Here is a 15,067-nt window from a genome sequence, read left to right on the forward strand (position 1 = left end):
CTTATTCGTTCTCAGCGTCATTAATACGATCTACAATATTATCCGATCCCGCCGGGTATTGATGTGGGGCTTGTCTCGTCTTATTCGTATTTGACTTCTCATCGGGTCTCGTCTTCATAGCCCACCAGGGTACTCTCAACCATAGATCCTTCATATTTGACTTAAAAAAAGGACTGTATGGCATCAGGTAGTCAACGCCGAAGGACTTCAGCGATACCAAGTGTGCAAGCAAGGGCACTGCTCCGGCCAATATGCCGTATAACCCCAGCGTACCTGCCAGTACCATAAAGGGAAATCGCAATAGCCTTACTGCTGTAGCCATACTGAAATAGGGTATAACAAAATTTGCGATTGCTGTGAAGGAAACCACTATGACCATTGCACCTGAGACCAATCCCGCCTCTACCGCAGCTTGCCCGATGACCAATGCACCAACAATGGAGATTGCAGGTCCAATGGCTCGCGGCATTCTCACTCCGGCTTCACGAATGACCTCAAACGTAATTTCCATAAGCAGGGCTTCAAGTAATGCCGGAAAAGGGACTCCTTCGCGTTGAGCGGCCAGGGTGACCAATAACGTTGTAGGTATCATCTCCTGCTGAAATGTGGTTAGTGCAATGAATGTCGAAGGCAGCAACAAGGATATGAGGAAACAGATTAACCGTATAATCCGCAGAAAGGTAGAGATATCATAACGCTGATAATAATCCTCAGGCGTTTGAAAGAAGTTAAAAAAAGTAACAGGTGCAATCAAGGCAAATGGCGTACCATCTACCATAATGGCTACTTGACCATCCAATAGACTGCCGGCAACCGTATCTGGGCGCTCCGTATTGATCATGGTCGGAAAAGGCGTAAGCGGTGCATCCTGAATAAATTCTTCTATGTAACCACTCTCGAGTATACTATCTGTGTTGATGGCATTTAAACGCCTGGTAACCTCTTCAATGACTTGTGGCTTTGCAATACCCTGGATGTAAACCAGGGCAACCACTGTCTGGGTGTATTCTCCAATGGTATGCATCTTGAATTTCAAATCAGGAGTCCGAATTTTTCGTCGAACAAGGGCAATGTTGGTCGTAATCTCCTCTGTGAATCCTTCCTTTGGCCCTCTGACCACCGTTTGAGAGGTAGGCTCCTCCACAGATCTTCTCGCCCCTCCGGCGATCGGCACTGCCTGAACATTTTTTATACCATCAACAAGGATAACGACGTGGCCTGTTAATAAAGCTTCATAGATAAGATGCGGTGAATCTATATTTCGGATATTACCGGAGGGTAAGACTCTTTTCACTAACACATCTCTCGGTTGATCTCCCGGCAGAGGATTCGTATTCATCCATTGAATGATATTGTCCATAAGTTCAACCAGTAGCGTAGAATCTGTCAACCCTTCCATATAACATACAGCCAAAGCAGTACCCTTCTCCTCTAACATAGGGAACTCCCGAACTACAAAATCAGGACTATACTCAAATGCCTTGATAATATGGTTAAGTTTATCTTCAAGCGATATATTCAGACTTTGCGAATGTTGTTTTCGTTTATGTAGTGTTTCTCCTTGCTTTTGTGAAGTAAATATCTCCTTTATCCAACGCATCAGCACATGAATCACCCCCTATTTCCGACTAATATGGATTAATCATGCAAAAAGTATACATCGCCCTCGATAATCTAGTCCTACAAAAACACTTTGAAGAATATGCTGTACTGTATGGAAAGGAGGACATCTTATTTATATCATGTTAGGTTATGTGATCCTGGGATTATCACTTTCAGCCCCTATTGGACCCATCAATGCTGCGCAATTGGACAAGGGTATTCGAGGCGGGTTCATGCCTGCCTGGTGTGTTGGACTAGGAGCCATCGCAGCTGATATCATCTACATGCTGCTTGTGTATTTTGGCATCGTACATCTGCTTGAACTTCCGTTTGTAAGGGTATTCCTCTGGATGTTTGGTTGTTTTGTATTGATCTATACGGGTGTGGAAAGTATTAAAAATGCAGGAATCCTTGCCCCTTCTCAAATGAGAGGAGATGATTCGGAGCTTGCCAAGTCATTTACTCAAGGATTCCTGATGTCTCTGTTTAACCCTCTTTCCATCATGTTCTGGCTAGGCATTTATGGCTCTGTTCTAGCCAAGGCTGTAAATGACTCCCCTATGGATCAATTGTTGATATATAGTGGAGCTATCATCTTTGGCGTACTTCTGTGGGATCTATTCATGGCGACTACCGTAAGTTTTTTTCGCAAATACCTCACTTCTACTGTGCTTAAAGGAATTGCTCTCATTTCCGGACTTTCTTTAGTCGGTTTTGGCTGTTACTTCGGATATAAAGCCATTCAATTTCTCTTCTTTATTTGAGTTTGTTTTTTTTGCGTAACCGAATACCCGTGATGTGATAACTGCTTATACCCGTAGAATGCTGCTCATATTCTTCACTTTTGTCTTTCTCGGCGTTTGATGATGTTTGGGACGCAGGTTTCTTCTTGCGAATCCGTTGTACAATAACGTCACTAATGGCAATGAGAGAGACAAGCAATAAGCTAATATAGAACCCCGGTCTGCTGAGTGCATGAAAAAGTGTTCCAGTGACTGCAGCAGTGATCAACAATAAGCCAATCCAGCGTTTGATCACATCGAACTTGCCTGATTTCAACAATTTACCGGAGGATAACAAAATAAACGACCAGTTGTACAGAAGCATCAGTCCAGCTGCAGTTGTGATGTATTCATATACTTTACCTGGGAGTAAGAGAGACATGATGATCGTACCAACTAACCCACAACCAATGAGGGACAAGGCAAATAACGGATACTTCGTTTTCCACTTTCGAGAAAATAACTGCGGGGCGTCTCCCTCCTGAGCGAGGGTAATAATCATAGACGTCACCGCATAGAGCGAAGCTGTCATCGTTGAAAATCCGGCTACAATGAGCACCCCGTTGAACAAATGTGGGACAAAAGCAAGGTGATCACTACTGAGTGCCAGTACAAATGGACTCTCCTTGGGATTGAATGCATTCAAAGGAACCATAATTAACGCGAGTCCAATGGATACAACATATACGGTGGATAGCGCAATAAGCATGACTTTTCCTGCCTTTGGGGCATCCTCCGGTTTTTGCAGCCGATATGACATAATGCCAAGAACTTCAATACCTCCATAAGCATAGAACGCAAAAAGAAACGCAGACCACAATCCGATGCCACCCTTTGGAAAAATCGCTGCCATATCCAGCGGTACTTTGTGTTCATACTTTGTTCCCCCAATCCACCCTGCGAGAAGGGCGATGGCAAGCACCAAGAACATGATGATCGCTGCAATTTTAATGATAGCCAGTACATTTTCAACCCGGTCAAATCCCTTGTTACCGAAGAATACAATACAAAGACCTACAATTCCGAATCCTGCAGCAAAGATCCAGAGCGGAACAGAAGGGAACCAGAACCTGGAGAAAATGGACAATGCGGTTAGCTGACTCCCCATAATGAGCAACTCCGAAAACCAATAGAACCATCCGCTCGCAAAGCCTGCCCAACTTCCAAAGGCTTTCTTGGCATATGAACGAAAAGATCCTTGTTCCGGATGGTCCGCTGTCATTCTCGCGAGCGCATCAAAAACTACATATGTACCCAAGGCCGCCAAGATATAGGCCAGCAGCACAGCTGGACCACCAATCGAGATCGCAAGGCTGGAACCCAGAAAATACCCTGTACCAATTGTTCCTGCCACACCTAGCAGACTTAATTGCCACCATTTCAGTTTCTTCTCTTCTGTAGCGTTAGTTGATGCTTTACTCATGTTGTCATTCCTTTTCTGTATCATTTTAGGTCACTAAAGGTAGCCTTCCCAATCCACAGCGAATCATGTTCATAAATTAATCCTTATTTCAGACAAACTGGATATATTGAATAATTCTTGAGACCTCATTAAATAATACACGAGTACATCAAAACACATAGGAGGTTTTACACATGAATCAGTTCTCTCAATCGCAGCAAATTACGCAGTTGGCTCAACAACTTACACAACAAACACAGCAGGCTTCGATGCAATATCAACAACTACTTAGACAAGAACAAAGCAACGCTCAACAACTTGAGCAATTGGCACAACGCGAGCAACAAGCTACACATATGATCCAGACCGCACTGCAAGGACATCAAACCGCCATCCAGCAATTACAACAAATCTCCAATCTTGCACAACAACTTGCACACTCATCTTCACAGCACGTATCTTATCTTGAGCAGCCATACAACACTCCCAATATCTCAACTAATGGTCAATCCTTTGGTTCGTATTCGAACCAAAACCGCCCGCAATAACATTTCTCATGTAAACATAAAGGAACCCAGCATTGGGTTCCTTTTTTGTTCTTCTCCGCTTTTCAATCCATTTCCTATGGCATAAACGGTGGTATATCCGCTGAACTTCCTTTTCTTAGAACCTCAGGTGGGGTATCAAAAATATACGGCGGCGCTGGCGGAAGTTTAGGCGCAGGTGCCAAAGGCTGAGGATGCTGAACATATTGGAAAGTACCTTGCCCATCCATACTTGGACCGTGAGCCCACCGTCCGGTTGCGCTCTCATCACCACGAGAGAAGTTAAAGAGAACATATGCAACCTCTCTCTTCTCAAGTTCTTTCGGGAACGTGCTGGGTACAACAATTCCTTCTTTTTCTTCAAGTTCTCTTATCGCTGCAATCCACTGATTCTGATGCATGGTATCCCGAGCAAGCAACCACGATAACATGTCTTTTACACCGCGGTCATTGGTCATTTCATATAACCTGGCAACCTGAAGTCTGCCTTGAGATTCTGCTGCTAGATTATGTCTGAAATCAGCTAATAAATTACCACTTGCTATTGTGTACTTTGCATTCCATGGATATCCATTACTATCGGTTGGGGCTGCTCCAAGTCCGCTTACAATGGCATGTTGTGGATTACTCCCACCGAGTATCGCATTAATAACCGGGTCTTTGGCAGCTTCTTCCAGTGTGGTTAATGGAGCATTGTCCAGCAAGCGAGCGATCATCGTAGCCAGCATCTCAACATGAGCGAGTTCTTCGGTTCCCGTATCCATAAGAAGGTCCTTATATTTCCCATCTCCACGGACATTCCAGCCCTGAAATAAATACTGCATGGCTACGGTAATTTCGCCAAATTGTCCTCCCAGTACTTCTTGTAGTTTTCTTGCAAACACGGGATCGGGTCGATCCGGCTTGGCATGATACTGCAACTCCTTGATATTAAAAAACAACATATCACCTCATCCGTTTTAGATAAGTGATATGTATGTGTATTACATCGATCACTTGCATGTCTCATTAATAAAAATAAGTTGGACTGTCACCATTTTTCCCTTGGGTTATATCCTATAGGTAAAAGGAGGACTATTCATGTCGTTGTTGTTTTCATCTTCTGAGATTGAGAATGAGGAGATCCCTCTCGAAACCTGGAAAAGAGATGCTTACCGTTTATTCTCTTCGAAAATGAGTGACCGGGAGGCTCGATTTCCCTGTATTCCGGCTACACAGGCTTTTGCCCTGGGTCACCTCCGATACGGCTTTGTTTCTAATTTCGGAGACGAGTCTGCAGAACGTAATGTATCAGACATACTCAAGGAATATGGAGAATGCTCTCGTTCATTCGGAGAATATTCTTCATTGATTTTATTTTTTGATAAGGAAAAACAAGTCCGGGATGTATTGGCCTACGAAAAAGCCTTTTGGGATTTATTAAGCCAGATTAGACACTTGGATAACAAGCCTTGGCCAAAAGATATTCCAGAAGACCCGGAGCATCCCATGTGGGAGTTTTGTTACAATGACGAACGGTATTTTGTCTATTGCGGGACGCCAGCCCATGTATCACGACAAAGTCGCCACTTTCCTTATTTCATGTTAGCTCTAACACCGCGCTGGGTACTCGATATATGGAACGCACAACCTCAGAAAGCTGCAGCGATTGCTCCAAGAATCCGCGCACGCTTGGCTGCCTACGATACCATACCGGCACATCCTGAATTAAAGCAATACGGATCACAAGGCAACCTGGAGTATAAACAATATTTTTTGCGAGATGACGATACCGCTCCTTCCAAATGCCCGTTTCTTCGATCTCTTCAGCAAGGCAACGTAAAGGAATAGCTTAAATCGATTCTAAAAATACTCTCCTCCGAATAAACTCTATACCACCCATTTATAGGAGGAGAGCCCTGTGCTACATACTCGCTACAACTACATAAGCAACTGGACAAGCCCTATCGAAATAAGAATTCATTACAGATGGAAAGGAAATGACAATGGAAATCTATATTAAATTCGTCCTGATTGGTCTCGCTATTGCCATGCCAGTGGGAGCAATTACTGTAGAGATGACCAAGCAGGGATTGAGAAATGGGTTTATCCATGGCTGGGCCGTCGGTCTTGGAGGCATGACAATTGATGCTGGTTTGATACTGGCCATGTACTTCGGGTTTGCTTCCGTCTTATCTCTTCCTTATGTACAAATTCCACTATGGCTTGCGGGAGCTGGATTTCTGGCCTTTCTGGGATACGATTCAATCCGGAACTCAGATCTGGATATGGCAACATCAGATAATACGAAAGGAAAAATCAAAAAATCGTTTTGGAGGACATACCGCAATGGCTTATTGGTAGCGGTTTCCCCTGGTAATCTTATGTTTTGGATATCTGTTTTTGGTGTTGTATTGTCCGATTCATACCAATCTACCGGTAAGCTGAGTTTTATCATTGCAGGATTTGGCGTACTATGTGGAATTCTTATTCATGACCTGGGTCTGCTCTCCATTGTATCTGTGACACGAAAAGTAATGAGCAAAAAAATGATACAAGCTGTCTCTGCCATGGCTGGAGTCCTTTTGCTGGGTTTCTCGTTCTACTTTTTATATAAATTTATATTCGCTCTGTGGCTTCTATTTCAGTAGATTATTTCGAGAAATTAAGGTTGTTCCTTCTGAAAAAGGGGCAACCTTTTCTTTTGATTCCTTTTCCATACGCTGCTGTAGGTACTTTCCTAGAATATCTAATTTTTTAATCAGAAATCATTTGACTTTCACAGTGAAGGATGGCAGTTCATTTAGTCGCGGGGCGTGCTGAATCGTATCTAAAAGGTAGGTAGTAACAGCGGTGTGCGTTCTTTTCTATTGTGAATTTTTCATATGTTGAAATATTATATTAGTGGCGAATTAGCTTTTAGTGCCAACACAGTTATCGTTTATCGTTGTCTCAAAATTAAAGTAGTATGCTTAAGATGATTTGGACATTTTACGAAATAGTTAGATTATTTAGTTGTTGTGAATTTTTCATATGTTGAAAATATAAGGTTGATGACAAAAAGAAAGCTGCCTATAGGCAGCTGCGCAAAATTACAATCCATTTGGCAAATGCAAAGAATCAGGTCCGGCCAGTCCAGTCTGCTCCGGCGATTTCTTTCCATCGTGCTCTAATCTCATCATACAGTTCCTGCGGAAGTGGCCCTTTAGCCACAAGATCAGCATTTTGCTGCCAGCGATTTGGCTTGGCTGTTCCTACAATAGCTGTGTCTACACCTTCGGTACTTAGCGTAAAACGCAGTGCTGTTTCCACCGCTGCCTGGGCATCTTCACCCAGAAAACCATAGTTCAGTTCACTTAAGCGCTTCCAGTATATAAATGGATAAGCCTCTTCCGAAAGTGTTTCATACGTCCAGGCCGCATTGGCAATAGGCCTTTTGGCGATTACCCCCATGTTTCTTTTTCTTGCCTCAGGCAACGTAAGATCAATTGCTTCCTGATCTGCGATATTTAATGAAGTCTCCAGGCTGTCAAATACTCCGGTCTGAATCGCATATAGCGCATCTGTTGTATCACCACTATATCCGATAAATCTGGTCTTTCCTGCTTCCTTGGCACGCTGTAGCACTTCGATTACTGCTCCTTGTCGGAGTACTTCTTCGGAGCAGCTATGCAAATGGATAACATCCACATAGTCCGTTTTCAGCCGTTTCAGACTACGGTCAATTGTTTGCTCCAGTACTTTGGCATCCCAATCCGGACCTTCGACCCCGGCAGCATGTCCACATTTGGTGAACAAATAGTAGTCATCACGCCGATGTGACAGCACCTCACCGATTAATTCCTCGCTGTCACCGTAACATTCAGCCGTGTCAATTACGTTTAATCCCGCATCCAGGGCACTATTCAGCAATGTCGCTACATCCGTTTTGGATACATCTTTGCCTATTTCCGCTCCGCCAAATCCAAGTGTACTTACGTTCATGCCAGTATTACCGTACTTGCGCGTTTCCATGGTTATCTTCCTCCAAGTTCAGTGAATTGGGTACAGATAAATAGAAATACAGATTAACTTCAACTTCCCTTATGTTATTACCCAAGAGTTGGTTATGCCACCCACTTTTCCTTTACAACCAACTTCATTTATTTAGAAGCCATAAATGGACATTCCACCGTCAACCAATAACGTCTGACCCGTTATGTATCCCGCTGCATCTGATGCCAGGAATACAACCGGTCCTACCACTTCCTCCAGTTCTCCAACGCGCTGAAGCGGTGTGCGGCTTACAATTTCCTGCAAATACTGGGGATCATCCAGCAGTTTTTCAGTCAGAGGGGTTCGGAAATACCATGGCCCTACTGAATTGACACGGATTCCATACTTGCCCCATTCCAGTGCGAGCACTTTGGTCATATGAATTAACGCAGCTTTGGTCGCGCCGTATACAACCCCTGTCCGCAAAGCCGTGTGACCGCCTACCGAAGAGATGTTAATGATCTTCCCGGTCCCACGTTCTTTCATATGCTGACCCACCAATTGTGAAGCGAAGAAAGCCGATTTTAAGTTTGTCTGCATGATGGTCTCCCACTGCTCGTCCGTTACTTCCAGTGCTGGCGTCCGTATGTTCATACCTGCATTATTCACCAGAATATCCAGGCTGCCCATCTCCGAGATCGCCTCTTGAAATGTCTCTTCCATTTGTTCTCTTGATGTCACATCCGCAGTCAGAGCGAGCGCTTTACGCCCTGTCTGTTCATAGATGTAGGCAGCTGTCTCCTCAATCTCTTTCATCGTTCGGGATACAAGTACAACGTCACTGCCTGATTGGGCAAGTCCAATCGCAATTGCTTTTCCGATCCCTCTCCCTGCACCTGTCACCAGTGCTGTCTGTCCATCGAGATGGAATGTGGGTGCGTTCATGTTACTCACTCCTTCATCAGATTTATAAGTTGAACTAAAGATTATTTACACTGACACTACGATGACAGAATAACCTTCCATCAATGCTTATATGTAATTGAAGCCCCGATAGGAATCAGGTTACAAAATACTGGCTTGGATTGCCCAGCTCTGGATGGAACTTCTCCCGAAAGCGTCCTCCCGTATATTCCCCTATAATTTTTCGCCAGAACGCCTGGGCAATGACATTGTTCCGAACCTGGGTTACTTTCCATCTGCCAGGAAAACGTTTAAACAATTCATATGCTGCCCGAGTGCCCACTCCACTGCGCCGATATTTTTGCATCACAAAAAACTCAGTTAAATAGTAGTCATTATCCTTGCTTCCAGGCTCCAGTTTCTCCACCAGAGCAAACCCTGCAGGTGCCCCATCACTTGTAATCAAAAAAGGAAACTTGCGGTCCTCCTCTGTCCAGAATGCCTCCAGACCGGGATATTCCGGAAAAATGCCGTTACTGTCTACATCAATATTCAGATATTTGGTAAAATCATATAGATAAAATTGCATTAAATGCCGTATCACCTGACTGCGTTCCCGGGGAACCAGTTCTATTTTCATATTCATCCGGTTCACCTCCTCTGCTCTACGTATACTGATTACTTTAAAGGTTTACGTGCCGAAGGGCAAGGAAGCATACCCTGCTTACTGCCTGTTTTGGTGAACAAGCTGTGAGCATGTAAATTATGGTACACTAGAACATAGAATACTATTAAGTTGAATATTAATTTTATATGTTTTTCACATGGAGGTGTCGAACTTGACCAACGTGCAAAAAGAGATTGATCGACGCAAGCTGGATGACAAACTACCTTCCATGCCTTGGTTCGTTCAGCAATTCATGGACTATAAGTTGCCTGACCTGTCCCCCTCTACCCTGCTCGAATATCTGAGAGATTACGAAGCTTTCTTCGGATGGTTGCGAGCAGAAGGGCTCTCCGAGGCAAGCTCTAATAAAGAAGTTACGTTGACTGAACTGGAAGTCCTACGCATGGATTCGGTTACCGCCTATCGGTTATTTCTCACAACCAAACGGGAAGGAACCAATTCCAGAATTACCGTCTCTCGCAAACTCTCTTCCCTTCGCTCCCTTTTTCATTATCTGAGCCAAATTGCGGAAGATGAAGACTTTTATCCGTTGCTGAAGCGGAACATTATGGCCAAAATCGAGATCAAGCGTACCCATAAACCCAAGGACACCGCTGCCAAACTCAAAGGTAAAATCCTGGAGGAAGAGGAACTGCTGGAATTTATCGGCTATATCCTTGAAGGTTACGCTGTTGATATGGAGAAGAACAAGCAGGCACTCTATTCCCATGAGCTCAACAAAGAACGAGACGCCTGTATTGCCAGCCTGATTCTCAATTCAGGTTTACGGGTGTCGGAAGTTGTGAACCTGAACGTCGATGACCTCGATCTGAACAACAAACTCCTGTATGTTTATCGCAAAGGTAATAATGACGAGACGTACAAGACACCCGTTTATTTCAGGGAACAGGCCAAGGACGAACTCGCGACCTATATGAATCTGCGGCAATCACGTTACCGTACGCCCAAGCGGGAGAAGGGTCTGTTCATTGCATTGCGTAACGGAGATTCAGAAGGCAGTCGAATGACCAAAAGAGCGATCCAGGCCATGATTATGAAATACGCCAAGCGCTTTGGCAAACCTTATCTAACCGTGCACAAATTACGCCATTCATTCGCAACAGACTATTATTTGCAAAATGATATTTACAAAACAAAAGAGCAGCTCGGCCACGCTTCTACGGAAACGACCGAGATCTATGCTCACCTTACCGACAAAACGATGTCCGAAGCCATCGAACGCCGTACTGACGACGGGATGTAACCTCCCGAACATAATAAAAGCAGCAAGCCGTATCAAGGATTTCGATCCGAGAAAGGTCTGCTGCTTGTATTGTTTTTTGCATCATTCAAAGATAAGAGCATAAGCAGAAATGATTTTAGTTTACATAATAAAAGTTACGTTTATTCAAAGACGATCAATCACGCTCACTGTACATTCAATCATGTACGGAGACCATTATGTCCCGTGCCTAAACATTTCTACGATTCGACTTCACCATTCTGCCTACACTCGCTCTCAACCATCGCTAACAACGCTTTGGCTATATCCTCCGTTTCATGAACCGAGTACCATGTTATATCCCTGCTTACGATGTTTGGCTCCATACACTGCTCTGAAGATAACCATGAGATCATACCCACTACCCCTTCAAGCTGATTAACCAATATCAAATCTTTTTCTTCTCGAACCATCACGAATTTGGGATAAGAAGCATCCTTGAATCCTTCAATGACAATCCACTCATAACCGGACAGATGACTTAACATATCCTCCAGCTTGGTTGACTGTCGCTCCATAATCGCAGTACGTTTCTCTGACATAACAACCACCGCCGAGGCCCCAGCCTCTCCAAATCGATACGAATCCGTTCCTTCTTGATCCATCTCAAAATGGTCATGTCCATCATGCTTAATTGCTGCTACTTTAAGTCCTATTGAAGAAAAGTGCCCGATCAGCGCGGCTGTCAGGGTTGTCTTGCCCGTGTTTTTGTATCCAACAATCTGTATGATATGTGGCTTTGTATCACTCATTGTAGTCATCCACCAACTACCTCACATGGCCTGAGGGCAGTTTGATAATACGTACCTGCTCACCCGCAGGAATACCTTTTTTCTCAGGTGGAACAACAATCAGGCAATCACTGTCCTTAATGGTAATCATAACACTGGATTCATCTACACGGGCAGCAGCCGGTATCGCGTACACCATGCCGTTGCGAATCTCTGTGCGTCCTCGCACGAACCGTGTAAAATTATTAACTTTGGTGTACTCTTCTTCCAAGATTGCAGTCCATTCTTCCAAATAAGGATGAGCATCCGCCTGCATGGAACGAATGGTTGGACGAACAAACAGACCAAAACCTACAAAACAAGCCCCCGGGTTACCCGAAAGTGCAAACAGCAATTTATCTTTATATATAGCAGCTGTGGTCACACTGCCTGGTCGCATCGTCACTTTGTTAAACAACATCTCCACATGTTCTTCCAGCACAAGTTCACCCATAATATCATAATCCCCGACGGATACACCGCCTGTGGTCACCACGATATCATTATCTTGAATGGCTTCTTCCAGTTTGGCCCTTGCCGTATTCACATCGTCTGCAATAGAACCGTACATCACAGGCTCTCCACCTGCCTCAACAACCAGAGAGCGAAGCATGTAACTGTTACTATTCCGAATCCGACCTGGTTGTACTGGCTCATCTACATCAAGCAATTCCGTGCCGGTTGCGAATATCGCCACCTTTGGACGTTGAAATACAGGAACTTCTGCTATGCCAAAAGTAGCTAACACGGACTGCTCCCCTGCCCTGATGATCGTTCCTGCTTCGAGCAGTTGCTGTCCCTCCTGGACTTCCAGTCCAATTGGGGTGATGTTAGCACCCGACAATATGTGCCGTTTCAATGCAATCCACTGTTCTCCGTCCTCTACCTTGCTCTCGGTCATCTCCATCATGACCACCGCATCCGCACCTTCCGGAACCTGTGCACCGGTCATGATGCGAGCTGTCGTACCTGAAACAATGGTGTGATCCGAGGTGTAGCCGCAAGGAATTTCATCAATTACTCGAAACCAAACTTGATGATCACTCGATGCATCTATAGTATCTGTACTGATAATCGCGAATCCATCCATACCCGATCTCCGGAAGAATGGATACGGATGGGGTGCCTGAATCGTCTCTGCAAGTGTGCGGCCATGAGCAGATTCAAGATGAACTTTCTCTATGGAGCCTACAGTAACTCTTGCAGCTATTTTGGCTTGGGCATCCGCTACCTGTACAGCTGTACGATTGAATTTGGCAGTTGTCATATCATGTGAATGTGAGTTCATTTTCAAAAGTATTCTTACCTCCTAGAGACATATCATCTTTTTATAAAGTGTAGCCCGAATGCTGTAAGATAACAAGTACATCACTTATTGAATCCTGTGACAAAATCTTATTTCTTACAGGTGTAACATCCCTTAATCTATATTCAACATGAAAGGCATCTTGTCTGCCCATAATATAAGTGACAAAGGGAGGCGATGATCATGAGTAATCGATGTGAATTATGCGGAAGAGAACCTGTGAATACAACCGTTCATCATCTGACACCCAAAGAAATGGGCGGAACATTACTGCCAACAGCCAACCTGTGCATCCCCTGTCACAAACAGATTCATTCGTTATACACTAATCGCGACATTGTGACCCTTGGTCTCACGGACCTGCAATCCTTGAGACAGGATGAACGAATGATTCCATTTATCCGCTGGATTCGCAAACAGCCTGCTACAACGATTCCCCGTGTACGCAAATCCAATCATGTTCGCCAATCGTAAACGAAAAAGAACAGCTCCAAGGTCATGTGCCGGCGAGGTGAATCCGCCTTCCCTTTTCACTGTTCTTAAATGAACTATGCGATTGGCAGCCATCCTTATGATTAGATGTTTATTATCTTCGCCTCTTAATTCGGCCGCCGCCCACTCTGGTTTTCGGTTTTTTGTAGGATCTCTTAGGTGAATCAAACAACCCACCACTGCTCTTGTTGCGGTCAATGGTTCCCTTACTCTGATCCTTGTTGCGGTTGAATAATCCTCCGCCAGATCCCACACTTGAATCTTTATCGCTTCCGCGCCTTGTAATCGTACCTTTCCGATCAACAGTAATAGGTGGAGCAAGCTTCTTGTCATTACTTGTTGGTGCACGATAAGATCCTGCACTCGGTTTATACGTATCTTTATTGGTATATCCTCGATAGTTGCCATTACCTCGCCCGCCAAAAGAATCGAACAGATTACCGATTAACGTAGCGGTCAGATAACCTTGTAAAAAAGATGAATCGTAGTTCTGCCGAACATATTCCTTGGAGTCCACCTCAACCAAGGTATCCTCCGGCTTGTTCGGGTCTTGTTGCAGGTGATAATACTCGTCCTGATACACGAGGAACATACGCTCTGTGTTCTCTGCCGAGATCTGATCCGGTTGCCTTTGGTCAGACAATTCCTGGGCCACTTCCGGAACGGTACGGTCAGAAGCCCGGTACACATAGGACGTTGAGTTACCACTGCCGTTAACCGATTCAAGCGGGTATGTGTCCTGAACAGAAGGTGCTCCGCACGCGGACAACAGAGACATCACAAGGCTGAGGACCAGCATTAATTTTAATCCATGTGCCAAGCGTTTTTTCATTGGGAACCTCTCCTAGCTCGAACGAATCACTTTGATATCCGCAGGAAGAATGGACTCACCCTCATACAGTGTAAATCTTCTGTCTTGCCACTCCACCCGAAGAAGCATATTATCATCCGACTGATACTGCCATACCAATTGTTCTCCAGCCTGGCCATATGGAGTTCTACCTGCCGTTGATACCATGCCTCCATACTCTTCCTCCAGATGAAATGCGCGTCCATCCAGGTCCAGCAATGTGGGCACCTCATCAGGTGCATCAAGCCTGCCATCAATTGGTGTATATAGGGCGTAACGTGTGAGTTCACGTTCTTCGATATGCAAATATCGAAATGCGGTACCATCCTGCAGCGTGAGCACAACTGCATTTCGAGCACGATTTTGTACCCGACCAACGACTTCATAAGTGACCAGAGAAACCTCACAGATATCACCAGGTGCAAGCTGAAGCATCGTTTTCTCTGCCTGCGGTGGTTCAGGTTTTGTTAGTATTCCTTTAATTCGTTTCCATACACTCATGAGAATTACTC

General features: G+C 44.6%; 16 protein-coding genes. 6 read left to right on the forward strand and 10 right to left on the reverse strand.

Features of this window, described 5'->3' with window-relative positions:
• Position 1: 1 nt before the first annotated feature.
• On the reverse strand, positions 2-1,522 hold the full coding sequence (locus tag MKY66_RS17365; protein WP_256704200.1) for a spore germination protein: 1,521 nt from the start codon (positions 1,520-1,522) through the stop codon (positions 2-4).
• Positions 1,523-1,733: 211 nt separating this feature from the next.
• Between MKY66_RS17365 and MKY66_RS17370 the strand changes: the two genes are divergently transcribed.
• Positions 1,734-2,366 (forward strand): LysE family transporter, encoded by a 633-nt coding sequence (locus MKY66_RS17370; protein ID WP_076210146.1) that lies wholly within the window; start codon positions 1,734-1,736, stop codon positions 2,364-2,366.
• On the opposite strand, the gene MKY66_RS17375 is transcribed toward MKY66_RS17370, so the two are convergent.
• The gene (locus tag MKY66_RS17375; protein WP_076210145.1) at positions 2,359-3,807 is read right to left on the reverse strand and encodes an amino acid permease; all 1,449 of its coding nucleotides are present in this window, start codon (positions 3,805-3,807) and stop codon (positions 2,359-2,361) included. The genes MKY66_RS17370 and MKY66_RS17375 overlap by 8 nt on opposite strands.
• A gap of 173 nt (positions 3,808-3,980) precedes the next feature.
• On the opposite strand from MKY66_RS17375, the gene MKY66_RS17380 reads away from it, so the two are divergent.
• Positions 3,981-4,334, forward strand: a complete 354-nt coding sequence (locus MKY66_RS17380) for a hypothetical protein (protein ID WP_076210144.1) — start codon at positions 3,981-3,983, stop codon at positions 4,332-4,334.
• A 74-nt stretch (positions 4,335-4,408) separates the two neighbouring features.
• Here the strand turns inward: MKY66_RS17380 and MKY66_RS17385 are convergent, their stop codons facing one another.
• The gene (locus MKY66_RS17385; protein WP_076210367.1) at positions 4,409-5,272 is read right to left on the reverse strand and encodes a manganese catalase family protein; all 864 of its coding nucleotides are present in this window, start codon (positions 5,270-5,272) and stop codon (positions 4,409-4,411) included.
• Positions 5,273-5,411: 139 nt separating this feature from the next.
• On the opposite strand from MKY66_RS17385, the gene MKY66_RS17390 reads away from it, so the two are divergent.
• Together MKY66_RS17390 and MKY66_RS17395 are read left to right on the forward strand one after the other, a co-directional pair.
• A complete protein-coding gene (locus MKY66_RS17390; protein ID WP_076210143.1) occupies positions 5,412-6,161 on the forward strand; it encodes a YqcI/YcgG family protein in 750 nt (249 codons plus the stop codon).
• 155 nt (positions 6,162-6,316) lie between these two features.
• The gene (locus MKY66_RS17395) at positions 6,317-6,961 is read left to right on the forward strand and encodes a LysE family transporter (RefSeq protein ID WP_076210142.1); all 645 of its coding nucleotides are present in this window, start codon (positions 6,317-6,319) and stop codon (positions 6,959-6,961) included.
• Between the two features lie 469 nt (positions 6,962-7,430).
• Here MKY66_RS17395 and MKY66_RS17400 read toward each other — a convergent pair whose 3' ends face one another.
• From MKY66_RS17400 to MKY66_RS17410, 3 genes are all read right to left on the reverse strand, one after another.
• Positions 7,431-8,324, reverse strand: coding sequence for an aldo/keto reductase (locus MKY66_RS17400; RefSeq protein ID WP_076210141.1), 894 nt, complete (start codon positions 8,322-8,324; stop codon positions 7,431-7,433).
• Between the two features lie 132 nt (positions 8,325-8,456).
• Positions 8,457-9,230: a glucose 1-dehydrogenase gene (locus MKY66_RS17405; protein ID WP_076210140.1), complete on the reverse strand. Its 774-nt coding sequence runs from the start codon at positions 9,228-9,230 to the stop codon at positions 8,457-8,459.
• Between the two features lie 115 nt (positions 9,231-9,345).
• On the reverse strand, positions 9,346-9,834 hold the full coding sequence (locus tag MKY66_RS17410) for a GNAT family N-acetyltransferase (RefSeq protein ID WP_076210139.1): 489 nt from the start codon (positions 9,832-9,834) through the stop codon (positions 9,346-9,348).
• A 178-nt stretch (positions 9,835-10,012) separates the two neighbouring features.
• Between MKY66_RS17410 and xerS the strand changes: the two genes are divergently transcribed.
• Positions 10,013-11,119: a tyrosine recombinase XerS gene (gene xerS / locus MKY66_RS17415; protein WP_076210138.1), complete on the forward strand. Its 1,107-nt coding sequence runs from the start codon at positions 10,013-10,015 to the stop codon at positions 11,117-11,119.
• 218 nt (positions 11,120-11,337) lie between these two features.
• Here the strand turns inward: xerS and mobB are convergent, their stop codons facing one another.
• Both mobB and glp read right to left on the reverse strand, forming a co-directional pair.
• On the reverse strand, positions 11,338-11,889 hold the full coding sequence (gene mobB, locus MKY66_RS17420) for a molybdopterin-guanine dinucleotide biosynthesis protein B (RefSeq protein ID WP_076210137.1): 552 nt from the start codon (positions 11,887-11,889) through the stop codon (positions 11,338-11,340).
• Positions 11,890-11,905: 16 nt separating this feature from the next.
• Positions 11,906-13,195, reverse strand: coding sequence for a gephyrin-like molybdotransferase Glp (gene glp / locus MKY66_RS17425; protein WP_076210366.1), 1,290 nt, complete (start codon positions 13,193-13,195; stop codon positions 11,906-11,908).
• A gap of 201 nt (positions 13,196-13,396) precedes the next feature.
• Here glp and MKY66_RS17430 point away from each other — a divergent pair, with 201 nt between their 5' ends.
• A complete protein-coding gene (locus MKY66_RS17430) occupies positions 13,397-13,687 on the forward strand; it encodes an HNH endonuclease (RefSeq protein ID WP_143760299.1) in 291 nt (96 codons plus the stop codon).
• A gap of 112 nt (positions 13,688-13,799) precedes the next feature.
• Here the strand turns inward: MKY66_RS17430 and MKY66_RS17435 are convergent, their stop codons facing one another.
• Positions 13,800-14,537 (reverse strand): DUF4247 domain-containing protein, encoded by a 738-nt coding sequence (locus tag MKY66_RS17435; RefSeq protein WP_076210135.1) that lies wholly within the window; start codon positions 14,535-14,537, stop codon positions 13,800-13,802.
• Positions 14,538-14,549: 12 nt separating this feature from the next.
• The gene (locus MKY66_RS17440) at positions 14,550-15,056 is read right to left on the reverse strand and encodes a DUF4178 domain-containing protein (RefSeq protein WP_076210134.1); all 507 of its coding nucleotides are present in this window, start codon (positions 15,054-15,056) and stop codon (positions 14,550-14,552) included.
• Positions 15,057-15,067 lie beyond the last annotated feature (11 nt).

The sequence above is a fragment of the Paenibacillus sp. FSL R5-0766 genome (assembly GCF_037971845.1).
Classification (GTDB): domain Bacteria; phylum Bacillota; class Bacilli; order Paenibacillales; family Paenibacillaceae; genus Paenibacillus.

Bases quoted from the DNA above. Each gene is read 5' to 3' on its own strand.
- MKY66_RS17410 (WP_076210139.1), bottom strand. From the start codon at position 9,834: ATGAATATGAAAATAGAACTGGTTCCCCGGGAACGCAGTCAGGTGATA.
- MKY66_RS17430 (WP_143760299.1), top strand. From the start codon at position 13,397: ATGAGTAATCGATGTGAATTATGCGGAAGAGAACCTGTGAATACAACC.
- MKY66_RS17435 (WP_076210135.1), bottom strand. From the start codon at position 14,537: ATGAAAAAACGCTTGGCACATGGATTAAAATTAATGCTGGTCCTCAGC.
- glp (WP_076210366.1), bottom strand. From the start codon at position 13,195: ATGAACTCACATTCACATGATATGACAACTGCCAAATTCAATCGTACA.
- MKY66_RS17380 (WP_076210144.1), top strand. From the start codon at position 3,981: ATGAATCAGTTCTCTCAATCGCAGCAAATTACGCAGTTGGCTCAACAA.
- MKY66_RS17375 (WP_076210145.1), bottom strand. From the start codon at position 3,807: ATGAGTAAAGCATCAACTAACGCTACAGAAGAGAAGAAACTGAAATGG.
- MKY66_RS17395 (WP_076210142.1), top strand. From the start codon at position 6,317: ATGGAAATCTATATTAAATTCGTCCTGATTGGTCTCGCTATTGCCATG.
- MKY66_RS17440 (WP_076210134.1), bottom strand. From the start codon at position 15,056: ATGAGTGTATGGAAACGAATTAAAGGAATACTAACAAAACCTGAACCA.
- MKY66_RS17390 (WP_076210143.1), top strand. From the start codon at position 5,412: ATGTCGTTGTTGTTTTCATCTTCTGAGATTGAGAATGAGGAGATCCCT.
- xerS (WP_076210138.1), top strand. From the start codon at position 10,013: ATGGAGGTGTCGAACTTGACCAACGTGCAAAAAGAGATTGATCGACGC.
- mobB (WP_076210137.1), bottom strand. From the start codon at position 11,889: ATGAGTGATACAAAGCCACATATCATACAGATTGTTGGATACAAAAAC.
- MKY66_RS17405 (WP_076210140.1), bottom strand. From the start codon at position 9,230: ATGAACGCACCCACATTCCATCTCGATGGACAGACAGCACTGGTGACA.
- MKY66_RS17400 (WP_076210141.1), bottom strand. From the start codon at position 8,324: ATGGAAACGCGCAAGTACGGTAATACTGGCATGAACGTAAGTACACTT.